This is a genomic window from Arthrobacter sp. StoSoilB19 (assembly GCF_019977275.1).
Classification (GTDB): Bacteria; Actinomycetota; Actinomycetes; order Actinomycetales; family Micrococcaceae; genus Arthrobacter.
Genome location: NZ_AP024650.1, coordinates 2,657,953 through 2,677,507, shown reverse-complemented (window position 1 = coordinate 2,677,507; position 19,555 = coordinate 2,657,953). Strand labels below are relative to the sequence as shown.

Annotated in this window: 18 protein-coding genes; 13 read left to right on the top strand and 5 right to left on the bottom strand. The window is 68.6% G+C overall.

Translation table 11 applies throughout. The features are described 5' to 3' along the window. Positions 1 to 2: 2 nt before the first annotated feature. Entirely contained in the window at positions 3 to 1,331 is a 1,329-nt protein-coding gene (locus tag LDO86_RS12290) for a nicotinate phosphoribosyltransferase (protein ID WP_018768381.1), read from the bottom strand. Between the two features lie 155 nt (positions 1,332 to 1,486). Between LDO86_RS12290 and clpS the strand changes: the two genes are divergently transcribed. The 6 genes from clpS to rdgB all read left to right on the top strand — a co-directional run bounded on the left by clpS (position 1,487) and on the right by rdgB (position 5,814). Continuing rightward, positions 1,487 to 1,870: an ATP-dependent Clp protease adapter ClpS gene (clpS, locus tag LDO86_RS12285; RefSeq protein WP_018768380.1), complete on the top strand. Its 384-nt coding sequence runs from the start codon at positions 1,487 to 1,489 to the stop codon at positions 1,868 to 1,870. Then, entirely contained in the window at positions 1,863 to 2,429 is a 567-nt protein-coding gene (locus tag LDO86_RS12280; protein ID WP_018768379.1) for a DUF2017 domain-containing protein, read from the top strand. Before clpS ends, LDO86_RS12280 begins: the two co-directional genes overlap by 8 nt. A 66-nt stretch (positions 2,430 to 2,495) precedes the next feature. Then, entirely contained in the window at positions 2,496 to 3,566 is a 1,071-nt protein-coding gene (gene murI, locus LDO86_RS12275) for a glutamate racemase (RefSeq protein WP_043424768.1), read from the top strand. Further along, positions 3,563 to 4,360 (top strand): MBL fold metallo-hydrolase, encoded by a 798-nt coding sequence (locus tag LDO86_RS12270; protein WP_018768377.1) that lies wholly within the window; start codon positions 3,563 to 3,565, stop codon positions 4,358 to 4,360. The genes murI and LDO86_RS12270 overlap by 4 nt, the downstream gene beginning before the upstream one ends. A gap of 51 nt (positions 4,361 to 4,411) precedes the next feature. Next, complete coding sequence (gene rph, locus LDO86_RS12265; RefSeq protein ID WP_026265632.1) at positions 4,412 to 5,170, top strand: ribonuclease PH; 759 nt, start codon at positions 4,412 to 4,414, stop codon at positions 5,168 to 5,170. Continuing rightward, positions 5,167 to 5,814, top strand: a complete 648-nt coding sequence (gene rdgB / locus LDO86_RS12260) for an RdgB/HAM1 family non-canonical purine NTP pyrophosphatase (protein WP_018768375.1) — start codon at positions 5,167 to 5,169, stop codon at positions 5,812 to 5,814. Before rph ends, rdgB begins: the two co-directional genes overlap by 4 nt. Positions 5,815 to 5,944: 130 nt before the next feature. Here the strand turns inward: rdgB and LDO86_RS12255 are convergent, their stop codons facing one another. Further along, positions 5,945 to 6,739, bottom strand: a complete 795-nt coding sequence (locus LDO86_RS12255; RefSeq protein WP_043424767.1) for a VTT domain-containing protein — start codon at positions 6,737 to 6,739, stop codon at positions 5,945 to 5,947. Positions 6,740 to 6,807: 68 nt separating this feature from the next. Between LDO86_RS12255 and LDO86_RS12250 the strand changes: the two genes are divergently transcribed. Then, positions 6,808 to 7,863: an exonuclease domain-containing protein gene (locus tag LDO86_RS12250; RefSeq protein WP_018768373.1), complete on the top strand. Its 1,056-nt coding sequence runs from the start codon at positions 6,808 to 6,810 to the stop codon at positions 7,861 to 7,863. Between the two features lie 83 nt (positions 7,864 to 7,946). Continuing rightward, entirely contained in the window at positions 7,947 to 8,426 is a 480-nt protein-coding gene (locus LDO86_RS12245) for a DUF4395 domain-containing protein (RefSeq protein ID WP_018768372.1), read from the top strand. Here the strand turns inward: LDO86_RS12245 and LDO86_RS12240 are convergent. Then, on the bottom strand, positions 8,407 to 9,492 hold the full coding sequence (locus LDO86_RS12240) for an ADP-ribosylglycohydrolase family protein (RefSeq protein ID WP_018768371.1): 1,086 nt from the start codon (positions 9,490 to 9,492) through the stop codon (positions 8,407 to 8,409). The two genes, LDO86_RS12245 and LDO86_RS12240, sit on opposite strands and share 20 nt — an antisense overlap. Positions 9,493 to 9,707: 215 nt before the next feature. On the opposite strand from LDO86_RS12240, the gene LDO86_RS12235 reads away from it, so the two are divergent. The 4 genes from LDO86_RS12235 to LDO86_RS12220 all read left to right on the top strand — a co-directional run bounded on the left by LDO86_RS12235 (position 9,708) and on the right by LDO86_RS12220 (position 16,436). Further along, complete coding sequence (locus LDO86_RS12235; RefSeq protein ID WP_018768370.1) at positions 9,708 to 10,652, top strand: aquaporin; 945 nt, start codon at positions 9,708 to 9,710, stop codon at positions 10,650 to 10,652. 57 nt (positions 10,653 to 10,709) lie between these two features. Further along, the gene (locus LDO86_RS12230) at positions 10,710 to 11,888 is read left to right on the top strand and encodes an exonuclease SbcCD subunit D (protein WP_026265630.1); all 1,179 of its coding nucleotides are present in this window, start codon (positions 10,710 to 10,712) and stop codon (positions 11,886 to 11,888) included. After that, positions 11,885 to 15,013 carry an SMC family ATPase gene (locus LDO86_RS12225; protein WP_018768368.1) on the top strand — a complete coding sequence of 1,043 codons (3,129 nt, stop codon included), beginning with the start codon at positions 11,885 to 11,887 and terminating at the stop codon, positions 15,011 to 15,013. Before LDO86_RS12230 ends, LDO86_RS12225 begins: the two co-directional genes overlap by 4 nt. A gap of 166 nt (positions 15,014 to 15,179) precedes the next feature. After that, positions 15,180 to 16,436: an MFS transporter gene (locus LDO86_RS12220; RefSeq protein WP_018768367.1), complete on the top strand. Its 1,257-nt coding sequence runs from the start codon at positions 15,180 to 15,182 to the stop codon at positions 16,434 to 16,436. Positions 16,437 to 16,471: 35 nt separating this feature from the next. On the opposite strand, the gene LDO86_RS12215 is transcribed toward LDO86_RS12220, so the two are convergent. Then, positions 16,472 to 17,203, bottom strand: a complete 732-nt coding sequence (locus tag LDO86_RS12215) for an IclR family transcriptional regulator (RefSeq protein ID WP_018768366.1) — start codon at positions 17,201 to 17,203, stop codon at positions 16,472 to 16,474. A 252-nt stretch (positions 17,204 to 17,455) separates the two neighbouring features. Here LDO86_RS12215 and LDO86_RS12210 point away from each other — a divergent pair, with 252 nt between their 5' ends. After that, the gene (locus LDO86_RS12210) at positions 17,456 to 18,790 is read left to right on the top strand and encodes an MFS transporter (RefSeq protein ID WP_018768365.1); all 1,335 of its coding nucleotides are present in this window, start codon (positions 17,456 to 17,458) and stop codon (positions 18,788 to 18,790) included. Between the two features lie 80 nt (positions 18,791 to 18,870). Here the strand turns inward: LDO86_RS12210 and LDO86_RS12205 are convergent, their stop codons facing one another. Next, positions 18,871 to 19,518, bottom strand: coding sequence for a phosphoribosyltransferase family protein (locus LDO86_RS12205; protein WP_018768364.1), 648 nt, complete (start codon positions 19,516 to 19,518; stop codon positions 18,871 to 18,873). Positions 19,519 to 19,555: the final 37 nt, after the last annotated feature.

Genomic DNA, 19,555 nt, shown 5'->3' with positions numbered 1-19,555 from the left:
CCTTAGTTTTCCTCGTAGAGAGTGGGGATGGCGGCCTCGCCGCGCTGCAGGCGGTTGACCACGGACGGCAGCTCGGCCATGGAGTCGGCGTGGCGCTGCCGGGCCCGCAGCACGCCCTCGTGTCCGGTCCAGCCCGGGATTACCTCGCCGTTCTTCATGAACTGCTGCAGCAGCGGACGGTCGTTGCCGTCGTCCTCCGGCCGGTGGCCCACGCCCACCACCTCTGCGGTGGCGGTGCCACGTTCGTCCAGCTTGCGCAGCGCGTACTTGCGCCCGCCCACGCTTGCCTTGTTCTTGGCCGCCTTGGCCACGGACACGAAGTTGCCGTCGTCGTCGGTGCGGCTGACCAGTTTGTAGACCATGCTGGCGGTGGGCGCGCCGGAGCCGGTCACCAGCGACGTTCCCACGCCGTAGGAGTCCACGGGCGCCGACTGCAGGGCAGCGATGGCGTACTCGTCCAGGTCGGACGTCACCACGATCTTGGTGTGGTCGTTGCCGAGGTCGTCCAGCAGCCGCCGGACCCACTGCGCCTGGGCCACCAGGTCGCCGGAGTCCAGGCGGACGGCGCCCAGGCGGGGCCCTGCCAGGTCAACGGCCGTGCGGACGGCCTTTTCGACGTCGTACGTATCCACCAGCAGGGACGTCCCCTCGCCCAGCGAGGCAATCTGGGCCTCGAAGGCCTCCCGTTCGGTGTCGTGCAGCAGCGTGAACGAGTGCGCGGCGGTGCCCACGGTCTTCACGCCGTAGCGGATGCCGGCCTCAAGGTTGGAGGTACTGTCAAAGCCGGCAATGATGGCCGCCCGGGCTGACGCCGTGGCGGCCTCCTCATGGGTGCGCCGCGAACCCATCTCGATGCAGGGCCTGCCACCGGCGGCGCTGACCATCCGGGAAGCCGCTGAAGCGATGGCGGTGTCGTGGTTCAGGACGGACAGCAGGTAGGTCTCCAGCATGCAGGCTTCGGCGAAGGAGGCCTCGACGATCAGGATGGGGGAGTTGGGGAAGTACGCGTCGCCCTCGGCGTAGCCCCAGATGTCGCCCGAAAATTTATAGTTGGCCAGGTACTCCAGCGTCTCCCGGTTCACCACGCGGGTACGCTCCAGGAACTCCAGTTCAGCGTCGCCGAAACGGAACTGCGCAATGCCCTCCAGCAGGCGTCCGGTCCCGGCGACAATGCCGTAGCGCCGGCCGTCGGGCAGCCGCCGCGCGAACGCCTCGAACACCGACCTGCGGTGCGCAGCCCCTGAATGCAGCGACGCCTGCAGCATGGTCAGCTCATAATGGTCGGTGTAAAAGGACGTGCGGGGATGGTCCCAGCCGGCTGAGGTGCTCACGAAAGTCACTCTAGTCCCCACCGGCTCCCGCGTCTCGCTTCGCTTCGCCGCGGGGCCCTCGCCGGCGTGGGCCCACCCACCGGCTCCCGCGTCTCGCTTCGCTTCGCCGCGGGGCCCTCGCCGGCGTGGGCCCACCCTCCCCATAGAATGGACAGATGACCATAAGCGTTGCGCCCGGCCCTGATACACAGGAGGGCATCCGGACCGGCACAGCAGAGTCCACCGACTCCCTGACCGCGCCGGACATTCCCTGGAACCTGGTGATCTGGAACGATCCCGTCAATCTCATGAGCTACGTCAGCTACGTGTTCCAAAGCTACTTTGGCTACTCGGAAACCAAAGCCAACAAGCTCATGATGGAAGTCCACCGGAAGGGCCGGTCCATCGTCGCCTCAGGCAGCAAGGAACAGGTGGAGCGCCACGCCGTGGCCATGCACGGCTTCGGGCTCTGGGCCACGGTGGAAAAGGCCAGCGGCGGCCCGGGCGGCAAATCAGGCAAGTCCGGCGGTCCGGGCCAGGGTAAGGGAAAACGTGGCTAAGGCATTCAAATACGGGCTCAAGGGCATCGCCGGCTACCTGGAACCGGCTGAACGGGACCTGCTGCGCAGCCTGATCGACGACGTCATTTCCATGCTCCAGCCTGAGGACCGCACCGGGCAGGACCCGCTGGCGGCACTGATCGGCCTGGACATGGAGGTGGCAGAACCCACGGACCGGGCCGTCAAGCGGCTGTTGCCCAACGTTGTCAAGGACGACGGCGACGCGTCCCTTGAGTTCCGCCAGCTCACCGAGCGTTCACTGCGGGAGACAAAGATCGGGGCCCTGCGCGCCGCGGCTTTGGACCTGGACAAGGACGAGATCGTGCTGACCCCCGAGGGGGCGCAGCACTGGTCCATGGCGCTGAACGATGTGCGCCTGGTCCTGGCCGAACGGCTGGACATCCGGGACGAGGCCGACGCCGAGCATGTGCACCGCATGCAGGACTGGTCCCAGGCCGAGGACGTGGAAAGCTATCTGGCCCTGGTCTACAACTTCACCACCTGGCTCCAGGAGTCCCTGGTCCAGGCCCTGCTGCAGTCCATGGAATCCCGCCGGTGAGCCACGGCGGCCAGGGGGAGGCCGTCCGCTGTGACGCAGCAGACATGAGTCGCGGGACACAAGATGATGGCTGACGCTTCCGGGAACACCTATCCTCGAATAATCATGACTACAGCCCCGAGCATGGAACCACCGGCGGAAACACAGCCCACGGACGCCGACAGCGGGTTCCCCGCCGTCGCCCCGGAAACCCGTCCCATCGGCGTCTTCGATTCCGGTGTCGGCGGCCTCACCGTGGCCCGCTCCATCATTGACCAGCTTCCCAACGAGTCGATCCTCTACGTGGGGGACACCGCGCACGGGCCGTACGGGCCGCTCCCCATCGCGGAGGTGCGGGCCAACGCCCTGGGCGTGATGGACGAACTCGTGGACTCCGGCGTCAAGCTGCTGACCATCGCCTGCAACTCGGCGTCGGCCGCTGTCCTCCGGGACGCCCGGGAGCGGTACACCGCCAAGTACGGCATCCCGGTCATCGAAGTCATCCAGCCCGCGGTGCGGCGCGCCGTTGCCGCCACCCGCAGCGGAAGGGTGGGCGTGATCGGCACGTCGGCCACCGTGGGCTCGCGCGCGTATGAGGACACCTTCGCCGCGGCGCCCGACCTGGACATCACCTCTGTCGCCTGCCCGGAGTTCGTCAGCTACGTGGAGGCCGGGATCACCACCGGCCCGGCCCTGCTCGCCGTCGCGGAAGAGTACCTTGCCCCGTTGAAGGCGGCCGGGGTGGACACCGTGGTCCTGGGCTGCACCCACTACCCGCTGCTGACGGGCGTGATTTCCTACGTCATGGGCGCGGATGTCACCCTGGTCTCCAGCGCCGAGGAAACGGCCAAGGACGTGTACCGCGCCCTTGCCACGCACAACCTGCAGCGCACGTCCCCCACCCCGCCCGAGCACCACTTCGTGGCCACCGGCGACGCCGGGCAGTTCGAGGCGCTGGCCCGGCGGTTCCTGGGCCCCGAGGTGCTGTCCGTCCGCCACGTGGACCATGTGGCCGCCCAGTACCCTACGGGCAGCCTGGCGCGGATCACCCCTGAGATGATCGCCGCCGCGCAGGGCGCGCGCGAACGCCCCAGGATCTCCAACTTCGTGGGCGGCGGACTGGCCGACGCACGCCGCTCCGGAGGACCCGCCCTGTGAAGCTGACCATCGTGGGATGCACGGGCTCGTTCCCCGGGCCCGGCTCGCCGGCGTCGTGCTACCTCCTGACCGCCACCGACGGTGAGCGGTCGTGGAAGGTGGTGATGGACCTTGGCAGCGGCGCGTTGGGGGCCATCCAGCGCTACACGGACCTGGAGGACATCGACGCGATCTTCCTCACCCACCTGCACCCGGACCACTGCATGGACCTGTGCGGGCTGCACGTTGCCATCCGCTGGAAGCCCGGCGGGTGGGGGCGCGGCCGCATTCCCGTGTGGGGCCCCGCCGCCACGGCGGACAGGATGGCCACGGCCTATGGGCTTGACCTGGACCCCGGCATGCATGAGGAGTTCGACTTCACCAACTGGACCGAACGCGAATCCGTGACCGTGGGCCCCTTCACCGTGACGCCCTTCGCGGTCAACCACCCCATTGAGGAGGCCTACGCCCTCCGGGTGGAGGTGGTGGAGCCCGGCAAGGACGGCACGTCGGTGTCCCGGGTCCTGACCTATTCCGGCGACACGGACTCCTGTGCGGGGCTTGAGGAAGCCGCCAAGGACGCGGACCTGTTCCTGTGCGAGGCAGCCTTCGAAGAGGGCCGTGACGCCGGCATCAAGGATGTCCACTTGACCGGCAAGCGGGCGGGGGAGGCTGCAGCGGCGGCCGGTGCCCGGCGGCTCCTGCTGACCCACATCCCGGTATGGACGTCCCAGACCACGGTCATGGCCGAAGCGCGCCCGGTGTTCCCCGGGGACGTGGCCGTTGCCGTAGCGGGCGTGCACTACACCATCTAGCCGCGCCGGCGCCCCGACAAGCCATGCACCGGCACTCGATAAGCTAGGGGCATGACATCTGAAGCAACTGCAGTGCCCATTGTGCGCGCCGACGGCCGTGCCCCGGACCAGCTCCGGCCCATCAGCATCACCCGCGGATGGTCCAACCAGGCTGAGGGATCGGCACTGATCGAGTTCGGCAACACCAGGGTCCTGTGCACGGCGTCGCTGACCCCAGGCGTCCCGCGCTGGCTCAAGGGCGAGGGCCGCGGCTGGGTCACGGCGGAATACGCCATGCTCCCGCGCGCCACCAACACCAGGTCCGACCGCGAATCCGTCAAAGGAAAGATCGGCGGCCGCACCCACGAGATTTCGCGCCTGATCGGGCGCTCGCTGCGCTCCATCATCGATACCAAGGCCCTGGGCGAGAACACGATCGTGCTGGACTGCGACGTCCTGCAGGCCGACGGCGGCACCCGCACGGCCGCCATCACCGGTGCCTATGTGGCACTGGCGGACTCCATCCGGTTCGCCCGCGACAACCAGCTCATCGGCAGGAACGCCCAGCCCATCATCGACACCATCGCGGCGGTGTCCGTGGGCATCATCGACGGGGTTCCCATGCTGGACCTGCCCTATGTCGAGGATGTCCGCGCTGAAACCGACATGAACGTGGTGGTGACCGGCTCCGGCAAGTTCGTGGAGGTGCAGGGCACGGCCGAGGGCGCTCCCTTCGACCGTGCGGAACTGGACCAGCTCCTTGACCTGGCCCTGCTGGGAACCGCCCAGCTCGCTGCCATCCAGCGCGAGACCCTGGCGGAATCCCTGTGAGCAGCCCGGCTCCCCGGCTGGTGCTCGCCACGCACAACAAGGGCAAGCTCCGCGAACTCCGTGAGCTGCTGCGCGGGCAGGTGCCAGGGCTCGACGTCGACACCCAGGTGGTGGACGCGGCGGCGGCGGGTGCGCCGGACGTTGCCGAAACCGGCGTGACGTTCGCCGAAAACTCGCTGCTGAAGGCCCGCGCCGTCGCCGGCGCCACCGGCCTGGTGGCCATCGCCGACGACTCCGGGCTGGCCGTGGACGTCATGGGCGGGGCCCCGGGCATCTTCTCCGCCCGCTGGGCAGGACGCCACGGCGACGACGCCGCCAACCTGGAACTGCTGCTGAACCAGCTCTCCGACGTCCCGGACGAACACCGTGGCGCCGCATTCGTGTGCGCCGCCGCGCTGGCCGTGCCCGCTGACGGAGGCGGACCCGGGCGCGAAGTGGTGGAGTACGGGCAGCTTGAGGGGATCCTGCTGCGCGAACCCCGGGGGAGCGGCGGGTTCGGCTACGACCCCGTCCTGCAGCCGGCGGGCGAGGACCGCAGCTGTGCCGAACTGTCCGCCGAGGAAAAGAACGCCATCAGCCACCGCGGCAAGGCCTTCCGGGCCCTCCTGCCGTCCATTGTGGCGGCCCTGGAGGCGGCCCGCTAGGGAACCTGCCTGCCCACAGGCCAGCCAACTTCAAAACGGCCAACCAACAAAAGAAGGTGCGCATCCCGGCGGGATGCGCACCTTCTTTTGCAGCCTGGCCGGCATTTACAGTCTGGCCGGGGGCAGGCTGCTACTCCGGCCGGCCGCGGTGGCTGTTGCGGGGAGTCTTCCGCTCCTCGTCCGGTTCGTGTTCCTCGATGAACTCGTCCACCGCGTCCGTGCCGTAGGCCTGTGCCTGGCGCTTGGCGGACAGGCCGCGCAGGACCTCGATGCCGATGGGAATCACCGAGACCAGCACAATGGCGATGAAGATGATGTCCAGGTTGTCCCGGACCCACGGAACTTTGTCGCCCAGCAGGTAACCGAGCAGCGTCACACCGCCGCCCCACAGTGCCGCTCCGATGACGTTGTAGAGGAAGAATTTCCTCCTGCTCATTTGCGCCACGCCGACGATCACAGGAACAAAGGTCCGGATGATGGGGACGAAGCGGGCCAGGATCAGTGCTTTGCCGCCGTGCTTTTCAAAGAAGGCGTGCGCATTTTCGACATTCTCGCGCTTGAAGAGCTTGGAGTTTGGCTTGTTGAAGATGGCGGGACCGGCCTTTGAACCGATGAGGTAGCCGGTCTGGTTGCCGATGATGGCCGAGACCACGATCAGGAGGGCCAAAAGCCAGATGTTGAACTTGATGGTGTCCGTGGCCACCAGCAGGCCGGCGGTGAACAGCATGGAGTCTCCGGGGAGGAAGAACCCCACCAGCAGCCCGGTTTCGGCGAAGACGATGCCGCACACCAGCAGGACCACCCAGGGGGCGAGCGCGGGATCGGCCAGGAAGACCTGGGGGTTCAGCCAATCGGGCAGGAAGGAAGCCATTCTTGGCTGGACCGGTCCCGCACCCACCAGCATGGACACAGCGAGGTCATTCATCACAGGAAAGTTCACCTCTCAAGGGTACTTGACCGGTCTGGGAGGCCTGCGGCGGTAAGGTAGGGGCCGTGGGTTTGGACTTTACGGCGATCGACTTCGAAACGGCCAACGGCTTCCGCGGCTCCCCGTGCTCTGTGGGACTGACGAAGGTAAGGGGCGGGGAAATCGTCGCAGAGGCCTCCTGGCTGATGCGCCCCCCGGCCGGTTATGACCACTTTGACCATCACAACGTCCGGATCCACGGCATCACGGCTGCGGATGTTGCCGGAAGGCCCCGTTTTGGGGAGTTGTTCCCGGAGATTGGCGCGTTCATCGGCGACGACGTGCTTGCAGCCCACAATGCCGCCTTTGACCTGGGCGTGATCCGCTCGGCGCTGGAGGTATCGGGCCTGCCCGGTCCCGCCTACGACTACGTCTGCACCGTCATGCTGTCCCGGCGCTGCTACTCGCTCGTCTCCAACTCGCTTCCCTTCGCCGCCGAGGAAGCGGGCGTACCGCTGGTCAACCACCACGACGCCGCCGAGGACGCCCGCGCCTGCGCCGGGATCCTCGTCGACATCGCCGCGCGCAACGGTGCCAACAGCATCGCCGAACTCTTCCTCTCCCTGGGGCTGGCCATGCCGCACCAGCAGGCCTTCGATCCCGCCTCGGGCGACCTGTCGAAGCCAAGCGTGGCGGCCATGGCTGCTGCGTCCGGCAACGGTGCCGCACTGGTGCGCCGGTTCCAGTCCGGCTGGCCCGAGGAAGGGCTGAACCCGGAACCCAACCTGGACGCCGAGCCCGGCCATCCGTTGTACGCACAGACGGTGGTATTCACCGGGCAGCTCTCCATCGCCCGTCCGGAAGCGAAGCTGCGCTCGGCCAGGTGCGGTGCCCGGACGGAAAGCCGGGTCACCGGCCGTACCACCGTGCTGGTGGTGGGGGATGGCTTCGTTGCCTCAGACCTGCGCTCCGGCAGGCTCACCGGCAAGGCGCGCCGCGTCCTGGAGCTCCATGAGCGGGGACAAGCCATCGAAGTGCTGTCCGAGGGTGAGTTCCTCCAGATGGTGGGCAACGGGGACGCCCTGCACGCCGACCCAAGGGAAACCTGGGACGGCGCCCGCGCGACTGCCGTCAGCGCCTGACGCGGCCGGCACTCAAAGGCGCGCCCGCTTCATGCGGCGCAACACAGCTTGGCAGCCCTGCCGCAGGCTCCTAGCCTTGCCATATGGCGTCCCTGTTCGCTTTTCCCAATCCCGTCAACGAGTACGCCGCCCGTATCACGGCAGCGCTCGTGGTGCTGCTCGCCGTCGTCACCGCCTTGGCGGGCTCCGGGTGGGGGCTGCTGGCCATCTCCAGCGGGTTCTGGCTGCGTCTGCTCTTCGGCCCGCGGATTTCACCCCTGGCGCTGCTCTCAGTCAAGGTCATCACTCCGCGGCTGGGAAAGGTAAAACTTGTGCCGGGGCCACCCAAGCGCTTTGCCCAGGGGATAGGTGCTGCCGTATCCACTGCGGCGCTGCTCCTGTTCGCCGCAGGTGCAGCAGCCGCAGCCTGGACACTCCTGGGGATCCTGGTGGTGGCAGCCTCCCTGGAGGCCTTCGCCGGGTTCTGCCTGGGGTGCGCCATCTTCGGGTTCCTGCAGCGCCGCGGGCTGATCCCCGAGGACGTCTGCGAGGCCTGCAACAACATCAGCCTTCGCCGGTTGTGACCTTCACCAACTGATCGGCCATGCCGCGGACCACCCCGGGCGCTTCCAGGGCCCCGAGCCACGGCGCCGGCAGGCAGTCTTCCCCATAGAAGGCGCCCAGGATGTTTCCTGCCAGCGAGCCCGTGGTACTGCTGGGGCCGTCATGGTTCACGGCCAGAACAACAGCGTCCCGGAAATGCCGGGCCGGCCCGGCGTCCGCGTCGTCAGCGGGCAACGTGGCCAGGACTGCATACAGTGCGACGGCGAGTGCCTCCTCCGCCATCCGGCCCCCGCCAAGCACGTGGACCAGTTCCTCCGGGGCAACGATTGCCTTGTCGGCGAGACGAAGGGCGGCCTCAAGCCTCTCCGGGAGCTCCGGCGCCACGTCCGGGAGGGTGGCCGCGTGCGCGGCCACCGCGGCAGCGGCGTCCCGCAGCGCCTCGCCGGACACGAGCTTATGGATCAGGAGACTGAAGATTCCGGCGCTCTGGCGGGCTGAAGGGTGCCCGTGCGTGAGGGAGGCGGCGTCGGAACTGAGCTTGTAGACGGCGTCGGGCGCAATATGTGGAATCAGCCCGAACGGCGCCGAACGCATCACCGTGCCGGCGCCTTTGGCCTCGGGGTTGACGGGGCGGACCGACGTGCCCATCTCGCCGGAGGCCAGCCCGGTGATGCAGTCCTGCTCCGGATGCCGGCGCTGCCGCAGCACCTCGTTGCCGTCGATCCAGCGGGGCTGGGGTGCGGGCGCTGAAGCCCCGGCGTCTTCGCCCTGGTTGGCCAGCCAGCGCAGGTACGCCAGCCAGAGGCAGGCGTTCACATCCGCACCCACCCCGTCGTTGGCCCACTCCAACGCCTCCACCAGCCCGTCCACGGTATACAGGGTCAGCTGCGTGTCGTCGGAAAAAGGCCAGGAACCGGACAGAGCGTCAAACCCGGTCAGGCCCCGGGCTCCGAAGCGCCGGCGGATGGCGCCGATGGAATCAGCCTCCACCGCATAGCCCAGTGCATCCCCCAGCGCCCCGCCCAGCAGCGCACCGTGGATCCGGGACTTGAGGGTGGGCACAGGGGTTCCGCGGTCGATGCTCATGAAGTAAATTTACCGTCCGAAAACCGGTCCCGCCGCCTGGTCCTATCCGTCCCGCCGGCCATTGCGCACGGCTGGTGTCCAGCAAACGCACAGCCTGGGCTGGAATACTGCACGGGTTGCCCGGCGCCGCCCTGCAAGCTGGTGGAAGCCCCGGAACCGGCAGCAGCTGCCGCTTGCAACGCAAAGCCCAGGCCCCAAGAAGCGAAGGTCCCATCATGAGCACCCCTGTCCCCGACCGCGACGCACTGCAGCCCGGCGCGGCCACCGCGCCCAGCGCTCTGATGCCCCGCCTGGTGGCCGAGGCCTTCGGCAGCCTCTTCCTGGCCGTGGCCGGGCTGGGCGTGCCGCTGTTCAGCATTCCGCAGTCCAGCCCGGTGCCGGCGGCCCTTGCCGCCGGCCTGGCCATCACGGCGGCAATGCTCGCCTTCGGACACATCTCCGGCGGCCATTTCAATCCCGCCGTTACCCTGGGTCACCTCCTGGCGGGACGGATCCGTGCCGGCGCCGCCGCCGCATACGCCGCCGCCCAGGTGGTGGGAGCCCTGGTGGGCGCCCTTGCCCTGTTCGGCATCCTCCGCACCCTTCCCAGCATCCCTGACAGCCGTACTGCCTTCGACACCGTGACCGCAGGCTTCGGCGAGCATTCCATCATTCAGGCCCCGCTCGCCGCCGTCGTGCTCCTGGAACTGCTGGGGGCCGCGATCATCGTGGCTGTCTTCCTTGCCGCCGGCCGCTCCGGCGGCAGCCGCAGCGCGGCGCCGGTTGCCGTCGGCCTGTCCTTCGCGGCCCTGCTGCAGGTGGGCCAGTCGGTGGGGAACCTGCCGTACAACCCCGCCCGCGCCGTCGCCTCCGCCGTCTTCAGTTCCGGCTGGGCCGTGGAGCAGCTGTGGGTCTTCCTGGTCGCGCCGCTGGCCGGCGCTGCCATCGCGGGGCTGGCGTTCCGCATTACCGGAGTGGCTGAGTCCGCTGCATCCGTTGAGGACGGCGCGGACCTCCATGACGACGAGGGCGCCGCCGAGGCCGACGACGACGCCGGGGAGGCCGACGACGACGCCATGGAAAGTGCCGGCACGGACAGGGCTGTGCCCGCAGCGGCCGCCCGGCAGGACGCAGGCGGCGTCAACGAGGCGCAGGAGTTTTTCGAAGGAAAACGGTCCTGACCGCCGCTGGCCGCGGCGTTTTCCTTGAGTGTCAGTGGTTGCCGATAGCTTAGGGATATGCGGTTACTTCACACCTCGGACTGGCATCTGGGCCGTTCCTTCCACGGCGTCGGCATGCTGGACGCCCAGCGCGCCTTCGTTGACCAGCTGGTGGCAGCGGTCCAGCGGGACAGCGTGGACGTTGTCCTGATCGCCGGCGACGTCTATGACCGGGCGCTGCCGGGCGTGGACGTGGTCCACCTGCTTGATGACGCACTGGTCCGCCTGACTGCCACGGGTGCAAAAGTGGTGCTTACCAGCGGGAACCACGACTCCGCCATCCGCCTGGGTTTCGCCTCCCGCCTGCTGGAACGCGGGGGAGTGCACCTGCGCACCAGGGTGGAGGACCTCGCCCACCCGCTCCTGCTGCCGCTGGGCGCGGATGCTGCCGGAAAGGACGCCGTCCTCGCGCTGTACGGCATCCCATGGCTTGAGCCCAGGCTTGTCGCCGAACAGCTGGGGGCGGAAACGCCAAGCCATTTCGAGGTAACCCGGGCGGCCACCGCCCTGATCCGGGAGGACATCGCCCGGCGGGCGGCTACCGCCACCGTCCACTCCGTAATCCTGGCCCACACCTTCGCCAGCGGCGGCATCAGTTCGGACAGCGAACGGGACCTCAGCATCGGCGGAGTGGGCGCGGTGCCGCTGGACCTCTTCGACGGCTTCAGCTACACCGCCCTGGGCCACCTGCACGGGCGTCAACAGCTGTCCGGCTCCGTCAGGTATTCCGGGTCGCCGCTGGCCTATTCCTTCTCCGAGGCCGCCCACCGGAAGGGTGCCTGGCTGGTGGACATCGGTCCGGCGGGAGTCACATCCGTGGCGGAGGTCCTGTGGGAGGCCCCGCGGTCCCTCGCCGTACTGCGCGGAACCCTGGAAGATCTCCTGGCGGACCCGGGCCACGCCTGGGCTGAGACCGCCTACTGCCAGATCACCCTGACGGATGCCCAGCGTCCCGCCCGTGCCATGGAACGGCTCCGCGCCAGGTTCCCGGACACCCTGGTCCTGTCCTTCGATCCGCAGGGCGGGGCTGCCGCCCCCCAGGCCAGCTACAGCAGCAGGCTCGCGGGCGCACCGGATGACCTCGCCCTGTGCTGCGGTTTCCTGGAGCATGTGCGGGGACGGGCTGCAGACCCGGCGGAGAAGAACGCGCTCGCCGCCGCGCTGGAAAACGTCAGGCTGCTGGAGGCGTCACGGTGAGGATCCACCATCTGCGCATCTCCGGGTTCGGCCCTTTCGCCGGAACCGAGGACATCGACTTTGACCGCCTCAGCGCCCATGGCCTGTTCCTGCTGAACGGGCCCACCGGTGCCGGCAAGACCAGCGTGCTGGATGCCATCTGCTTTGCCCTGTACGGATCTGTCCCCGGTGCCCGGCAGGACGGCAAGCGGCTGCGCAGCGATCACGCGGAACCCGGTCAGGAACCTTCCGTGACCTGCGAGTTCTCCTCGCAGGGCCGCCGCTTCGAAGTGACCCGCTCGCCGGCGTGGGACAAGCCCAGCGCGCGGGGCAAGAATGGCTTCACGGTCCAGCAGGCAAAGACGCTGCTCCGCGAACGGATCGACGGGGCGTGGGTGGAAAAGTCCGCGCGCAACGACGAAGCAGGCGCGGAGATCATGGCGCTGCTGGGCATGGACCGTGAGCAGTTCACCCGGGTGGTCATGCTGCCGCAGGGTGATTTCGCTGCCTTCCTCCGCTCCAAGGCCGCCGACCGCCTGGACCTGCTGCAAAAGCTCTTCGGCACCCAGCGCTTCGAGGCCCTGGAACAGGAACTCTCGCGTCAGGCTGCCGCCGCCCGGGAGGACGTCGCCGCCCTGTCCGGCCAACTCGGCCTCCTTGCCTCGCGTGCCGAAACCGAGGCCGCTCCGCTCCGGCTTCCTGATGCCGGAGCTCCGCCGGCGGACGACGTCCCCGGCCGCCTTGACTGGCTGCAGGCTTCCGTTGCCGGCCGGCTGGCGGAACTCACGGAGCACGCCGCAGCCGCGGCGGCGCTCAGCCAGGACCGCCGAAGTGAGGTGGACAGCGAAGCCGCGCGGCATGAGCGGCACCGGAAACTCCAGGCGGCCACCGCCCGGCGGAAGTCCGTGGAGGACGGGGCCGCGCATCGCGATGAGCTCTCCTCCCGTCTGGCCCGGCACCGCCAGGCCGAGGTCCTCCAGGGGCAGCTGCAGGCCGTGGACGCTGCGGCAGCCAAGGTCCACAACGCGGAAGCCGCTGCAGAATCTGCCCTGACGTTGCTGCGGATGGCTGCCACGGACGACGGCGAACTGGCCCGGCTGGGCCTGGAAACCCTGGGCTCCAAAACACTGGGCTCCAAATCACCGGGCTCCGAAACACCGGGCTCCGAAACACTGGGTTTGGAACCATTCGCCGCCGGAGGCAGGGTCCCCGGGGCAGCGGACGAACTGGGCCGGCTGCGTTCGCTGCTGGCCGTCGTCGAGGCCCGGCTGCCGGACGAGGACAGGCTCCAGGACCTGCGGAAGCGGCACCGGAGCCTGGCCGGCCGGCAGGAAGAGCTCCGGCTCACCGTGGAGACGCTGGGGAATCGCGCAGCCCATTTGCAGGACGAGCGGGCGGTACTGGCCGACGGTATGGACCAGCTGGAAGCGCGCTCCATCGAGGCGGCACTCCGCCGCAAGGAAGCCGCTGCGGCCGCGGAACTGCTGGACATCGTCCGGCGGCACGGGCGGGCTGCCCAGCGGAGGGACCTGGCCAGGATCCGCCATGACGATTCGCGGGAGGACCTCCTGGAGGCAAAACGCCATTGGCTGGACCTGCGGGAGGTCCGGCTCGCCAACGCCGCATCCGAGCTGGCAGCCAAGCTGGTTGCCGGCGAGCCCTGCCCCGTCTGCGGAAGCGGGCAGCATCCCCGCCCCGCGGATGGCGGCACTACCGGCCCGGGCCTGGCCCAGGATGAAGAGGAAGCCCACCGCTTATACGAGGCCGCAGAGGCAGCCCATGCCCTGGTTGCCGCTGACCTTGCAGAAGCGGAGCAGGCCGTGGCAGTCCTCGCCGGCCAGGGCGGGACCACCCCTGTTGAAGAGGCACGCGCCGGTGCCGAGGCCGCCCTCGCTGCCGCCGCGGACGCAGAGAAGGCCGCAGAGGAGCTGCAGGACAGGCGGCAACGGCTGGAAGCGCTGGATGCCGGTCTGGGGCAGGCGCGTGCCGCGCTGTCCGAAACAGAGGCAGAGCTGTCCCGGACTGCCGTGTCCCTTGCCGAGGCGGCCGAACAGGCTGCAGCACTGGACAAGGCGCTCGCCGCCCTGCGCGGCCCCCACCCCAGCCTGACCCGCCGGCTGCGGGCACTCGAGGACGCCGCAGCAGTCCTGGACAAGGCCGTCGAGGCGCAGACGCGGCTGGACGCGGCGCGGCTGCAGTCCGCCGAAGCGCAGGAGCAGTTGGAACTGGCCCTGCCGGGTGCGGGTTTCGCCACGGCAGACGACGTCCGCAGCCAGCTCCTTGGCGCCGCCGAAGCGGCAGCCCTGGAAGCCGCCGGCCGTGCAGCCCAGGACGAAGCCGCGCGCGTTGCCGGATTGTTCGAATCCGAGGACATTGTGCTGGCCCTGGAAGAAGCCGCGGACGGCTTCCGGGCAGACGAGGAGCGGCTGGCAGCGCTTCGCCTGGAGTCGGCCACTGCCCAGAATGACGCGCGGGAAGCCGATCTTGCCGCCGGTCTCGCCTCGCGTTGCCTGGAATCCCTGAAAACGATCGCCGCCGACTACCAGGAGCTGGTCCGCGCATCCCGGGAACCGGCGGAGCGGGCACAGATGCTTGCCGGGCTGGCTGACGCCGCAGCCGGCCGGGGTGAGAACACGTACCGGATGAGCCTGAACAGCTACGTCCTGGCGGCGCGGCTGGAGCAGGTGGCCCTCGCCGCGTCCGAACGCCTGGTGGCCATGAGTGATGGCCGCTACCTGCTCCAGCACACCGACGCCAAGGCAGCGCGTGGCGCAAAATCAGGGCTGGGACTTGAAGTGGTGGACCAGTGGACGGGCTTCCGGCGGGACACCTCCACCCTGTCCGGGGGCGAGTCCTTCATGGCGTCGCTCTCGCTGGCACTCGGGCTGGCGGACGTCGTCCAGCAGGAGGCCGGAGGGGTGGAAATCGAGACCCTGTTCGTGGATGAGGGCTTCGGAAGCCTGGACGAACAGTCCTTGGAACAGGTCATGGATGCCATTGAGGGGCTCCGCGACGGCGGCAGGGTGGTGGGACTGGTCAGCCATGTTGCCGAGATGAAACAGCGCATCGGGACCCAGCTGCAAGTGATCAAGAGCCGGAACGGCTCCACGCTGCGGATCTCCGAGACTGTGGACGCCCTCGCCTGACCCGGCCGATATACTGGAGCGCGTTACCGGGTTGCGCGCATCGGGAGGAGGGACGATGCGCACCTATTGAACGAGCCCGGAATTGACACCACAAACTACTCCTTCAACCACCCCCGACACTCCTGCCCGCACCGCCGCAGAGCAGGAAACCTCCAGCCCGGACTCCATGGAACGGGCAGCGAGGGGGCGTTTTTCCCGGCTGCCGCAGCTCGCCGGCAGAAGCTTCATTCCCTTGGGACTTTTTGCGCGGCTTCCCCTGGCCATGCTGGCCATGGGCACGCTGACCCTGGTCACCTCGGTCACGGGTTCCTTCGCCGCCGGCGGGGCCGCGGCCGGCGCGGTGGGCATCGGCTCCGCGCTCGGAGCTCCGGTGCTTGGAGCCCTGGCGGACAGGCGGGGACAACGGCCCGTCCTGCTCCTGTCCGCTCTGCTCAACACCGTGGCGGTGCTGGCCCTGGTCTTCATCGCCAACACCACATCCGAGGCGGGGGATTTCCCGCCCGCCGTCCTGGTGGCCGCCTTCGCCGCCGGCGCCACCTGCCCCCAGGTGGGACCCCTGGCCCGGGTCAGGTGGATGGCGCTGACAACCAATGCCGCAGGTCCGTCGGCGCCGTCCGGTGGCGCTGCCCGTGAGCTGGACACCGCGCTCTCCTACGAGAGCACGGCCGATGAACTGACGTTTGTCCTGGGACCGGCCCTGGTGGGAAGCCTGGCCAGCCTCGTGGCGCCCTGGCTTCCCCTGGCGCTGGCAGCGGCCATGACCATCACCCTTGTCCCTGCCTTCGCGGTGCACCCTACCCATGGCGCCGTACCTGCCACCGGTCGTCCCGTCCGCAGGAAAAGCACGGGCAGGGCACAACCCGTGAAGCTGCCATGGGTCGTTGCCTTGCCGGTTCTGGCCATGGTCTGCATGGGGACCTTTTTCGGTTCCACCCAGGCCGCCCTCAGCGCCTTCTCTGCGGGGCTCGCAGGCACGGAAATTGCGGGCCTGCTGTACGCCGTGATGGGCCTAAGCTCTGCAGTGGCGGCATTCTCGGTTGCTTACTGGCCGCGGCGCGCCGGCCTGGCACTGCGCTGGGTGCTGTGCGCAGCCCTGATGGCGGGGCTGGCGGTCCTGCTGCTGTTGCCGGCATCGCTGCCCATGATGGCGGCGGTCCTGCTGGTCCTTGGACTCCCGGTGGGTCCGGTCATGGTCACTGTCTTCGCCGTGGGCGGACAGGTGGCTCCCGCCGGCCGGCTTGGCACGGTCATGACCGCGCTGGCCAGCGGTATTGTTGCCGGAACGGCCATCGGGTCCTCGATTGGGGGACAGCTGGCCCAACTCCACGGCCCGGCGGCGGCGTTCCTTGTCCCGGTCTGCGCGGCCGCAGCGCTGGCGCTGCTTGGGGCCGGGGCCGCCGTCGTGCTCCGCCGGAGGACCTGACAGGGCCTCCATGCCAGCCTGCCGCCCTCCCGCCGCTACGCCAGTTGGCCCTCGATCCTGGCGGCGCTTGCGGCGATGGCCGCCCCCACCGTTTCCGGATCATGGGCGGAACGGATGTAGACGACGGCGAGGGCGGCCGGGCGCCCGCCGGGCACCCGGACAGGGGCTGCCAGCGAGGAAACCCCGGCAATGACCTCGTCATGGCTGGCTGAGTAACCCCTCCTCCGTGCTTCCGACGCCTCCGGACGGTAGGGGATACCCGTATCCAAGCGGTCCCACTCGGCTTCGGACAGGGCCGACTGGATGGCGATACCCGGCGCGCCTGCGTTGATGGGGTGGCGCGTTCCAGGGTGCTGGGCCACGGTGGCGCCCGAATGCCGCGGCTCAACCGTGACGAGCGTGATGCAGTCATGGTGGTCCCACACCGCCACGAACGCCGTCATATCCAGCGAGTTCGCCAACTGGGTGAGCTCGGGAAGGGCGGCGCTCTGCAGGTTGCGCGATACTCCCCGGGCCAGGACCGCCAGGCCGGGGCCGGGCTGGACCCGTCCGGCATCGTCACGCACCAGGAGGGAATGGTCTTCCAGGGTACGCAGGATCCGGTAGGCCACCGAACGGTGGACACCCATGGCGTCGGCCAGTTCGGCGATGGTCAGCGGGCCCGGGGCAGCTGCCAGGATCTCAAGGGCGCGGATGCCGCGCGAAAGGGTCTGGGACGGCGAAGCCTGCGGCTCCGCCGTCCGGGCTGCGGCTGCTGGAGGTGTCATGAAATCCATCCTAGGGGCGAACGCGCGGCCTGCCGTGACTCTTGTCTCATCCGGGCGCACCGGGTATTGTCCTCTATACGAACTCGCAGTTCGAATATAGAACTCAATGTCGGGCACATCCCCTTGGAAAAAAATCCGCACCCCGTGTCCCGCATCACAATTCCGTAGTACCCTACTAACTAACTGACCGTTCTGTCGGTAATTCTGAAGGCGTCCGGGTGGCACAGCTGCCCAATAAACAATGGAGTTTCAATGACCACACCTTCCAAGGTGGATACCCCCGCCGGTCCCAGCAGCCGGCGGGAGGAACGCAAGGTCCTCGCCGGCACCCTCGTCGGCACCACCATCGAGTGGTACGACTTCTTCATCTTTGCCCAGCTGACCGCAACGCTGCTGTCGCCGCTGTTCCTGGCACCGCTGAACGAGTCCAACCCGGGACTGGCGCAGATCCTCTCGTTTGCCCTCATCGGCATCAGCTTCCTGTTCCGCCCGCTCGGCGCTGTTGTCGCCGGACACCTGGGCGACCGCCTGGGGCGTAAGGCGATGCTGGTCTTCACCCTGGTCATGATGGGCGCCGCGACGGCCCTGATCGGCATGCTCCCCACGTATGCGCAGATCGGTGCCTGGGCTCCCATCCTGCTGATCCTGCTGCGCGTCATCCAGGGCTTCTCGGCCGGCGGGGAATGGGGCGGCGCCGCCCTGATGGCTGTTGAGCATGCACCCATCAGCCGCCGCGGCCTGTTCGGAGCCTACCCGCAGATCGGCGTACCCGTAGGCATGATCCTGGCCACCGGCCTGCTCTACTTCCTCAACACCGGCATGTCCAAGGAAGACTTCGCGGCATGGGGCTGGCGCGTGCCGTTCCTGCTCTCCATCGTCCTGATCGTGGTGGGCTACCTGATCCGCCGCGCAGTCGCCGAGAGCCCCGTCTTCCAGGAGATGGCCCTGCGGAAGAAGGAAAGCAAGGCGCCGCTGGGCGAGCTGATCCGGAACCACAAACTGCCCGTCCTATACTCCACCCTGATCTTCATCGGCAACAACGCCGCCGGGTACCTGCTGATCGCGTTCTTCATCTCCTACGCGACCAAGACCCTGAAGATGCCCACCCCGCAGATCCTCCTGGCCACCACCCTGGCGTCCTTTGGCTGGCTGATCTTCACCCTGGTGGGCGGCTGGCTGTCGGACCGGATCGGCCGCGTGAAGACCTTCCTCACCGGCTACGCCATCGTCTTTGCCTGGATGATCCCCATGTTCGCCCTCATCGACACCAAGAACATCCTGCTCTACGGCGTCGCCCTGTTCGTCCTGACCATCGGCCTGGGCCTGTCCTACGGTCCCATGTCGGCCATGTATGCAGAGATGTTCCCCGCCAACGTCAGGTACTCCGGCATCTCCATCGGCTACGCCTTCGGCGCCATCCTGGGCGGCGCCTTCGCGGCCACCATTGCCGAGTCACTGCTGCAGGCCACCAAGTGGACCGGTTCGATCGGCATCTACATCATGGTCCTCTGCGTCATTTCGGCCGTCGGCGTGGTGCTGGCCAAGGAAACCAAGGGCCGCCCGCTGGGCGTCAGCAACCACCACTGATCCCCATCGCCCCCCGGACGACGTGGGCAGGACAGCAGGCCCGGACCGCAAGGTCCGGGCCTGCTGTGCTTCCGGGCGGCCTAGTGCGCCAGCAGCCTGACCGCGTCGTCGTCGCTCAACTGCCCAAAGTGCCGGTAATAGCTTCCAACAGCCCGGAATCTTCCCGGCAGGTGCAGGCACACCACGGCTTCGCACACCCGCTCAAGCGAGGCTTCGGCGTCGATCGATCCCACGGGAGCTGCCGCCACCACGGCAGCCGCGCCGCCCTCCCGCATGGCTTCGACGGCGGCACGCATCGTAGCGCCCGTGGCCAGGCCGTCATCCACCAGGAGGACGGTCCTGTCCGCCACGTCGATGCCGGTTCCCGGATACAGCTCCACCCGGCGGAGCAGTTCGTCCCGTTCGCGCTTCTCAACGTCATCCAGCCATTCCTGCTGCACGCCGTGGTCAAGGACGCGTTCCAGCAACGGCTTGTTGATCAACCGGACCGTGCGCCCTTGCGCCCAGGCCAGCGCCCCAAAGGCGGTTTCCTCGTGACCCGGAATACCCAGCTTCCGCACCAGGACGGTGCCCAGGGGCAGGCCGAGGGCAGCCGCTGCAGCCGCGGCGACAGGAATACCGCCGCGCGCCAGACCCAGGACCACGGTCTCCGGCTGTTCCCGGAACTGCCCAAGCGCAGCGGCCAGGCGGTGGCCGGCGTCAGTGCGGTCTTCGAAACGCGTACCCATCTGTCCCTCCCGGCAACTGCGGCCTGCCTGCCCCCAG

What these genes read in the sequence shown, in the direction of transcription:
- LDO86_RS12215 (WP_018768366.1), bottom strand. Translation starts at nt 17,203, where the DNA reads ATGACACCTCCAGCAGCCGCAGCCCGGACGGCGGAGCCGCAGGCTTCG.
- LDO86_RS12210 (WP_018768365.1), top strand. Translation starts at nt 17,456, where the DNA reads ATGACCACACCTTCCAAGGTGGATACCCCCGCCGGTCCCAGCAGCCGG.
- LDO86_RS12245 (WP_018768372.1), top strand. Translation starts at nt 7,947, where the DNA reads ATGGCGTCCCTGTTCGCTTTTCCCAATCCCGTCAACGAGTACGCCGCC.
- LDO86_RS12230 (WP_026265630.1), top strand. Translation starts at nt 10,710, where the DNA reads ATGCGGTTACTTCACACCTCGGACTGGCATCTGGGCCGTTCCTTCCAC.
- murI (WP_043424768.1), top strand. Translation starts at nt 2,496, where the DNA reads ATGGCTGACGCTTCCGGGAACACCTATCCTCGAATAATCATGACTACA.
- LDO86_RS12240 (WP_018768371.1), bottom strand. Translation starts at nt 9,492, where the DNA reads ATGAGCATCGACCGCGGAACCCCTGTGCCCACCCTCAAGTCCCGGATC.
- rph (WP_026265632.1), top strand. Translation starts at nt 4,412, where the DNA reads ATGACATCTGAAGCAACTGCAGTGCCCATTGTGCGCGCCGACGGCCGT.
- LDO86_RS12220 (WP_018768367.1), top strand. Translation starts at nt 15,180, where the DNA reads ATGGAACGGGCAGCGAGGGGGCGTTTTTCCCGGCTGCCGCAGCTCGCC.
- clpS (WP_018768380.1), top strand. Translation starts at nt 1,487, where the DNA reads ATGACCATAAGCGTTGCGCCCGGCCCTGATACACAGGAGGGCATCCGG.
- LDO86_RS12205 (WP_018768364.1), bottom strand. Translation starts at nt 19,518, where the DNA reads ATGGGTACGCGTTTCGAAGACCGCACTGACGCCGGCCACCGCCTGGCC.
- LDO86_RS12235 (WP_018768370.1), top strand. Translation starts at nt 9,708, where the DNA reads ATGAGCACCCCTGTCCCCGACCGCGACGCACTGCAGCCCGGCGCGGCC.
- LDO86_RS12255 (WP_043424767.1), bottom strand. Translation starts at nt 6,739, where the DNA reads ATGAATGACCTCGCTGTGTCCATGCTGGTGGGTGCGGGACCGGTCCAG.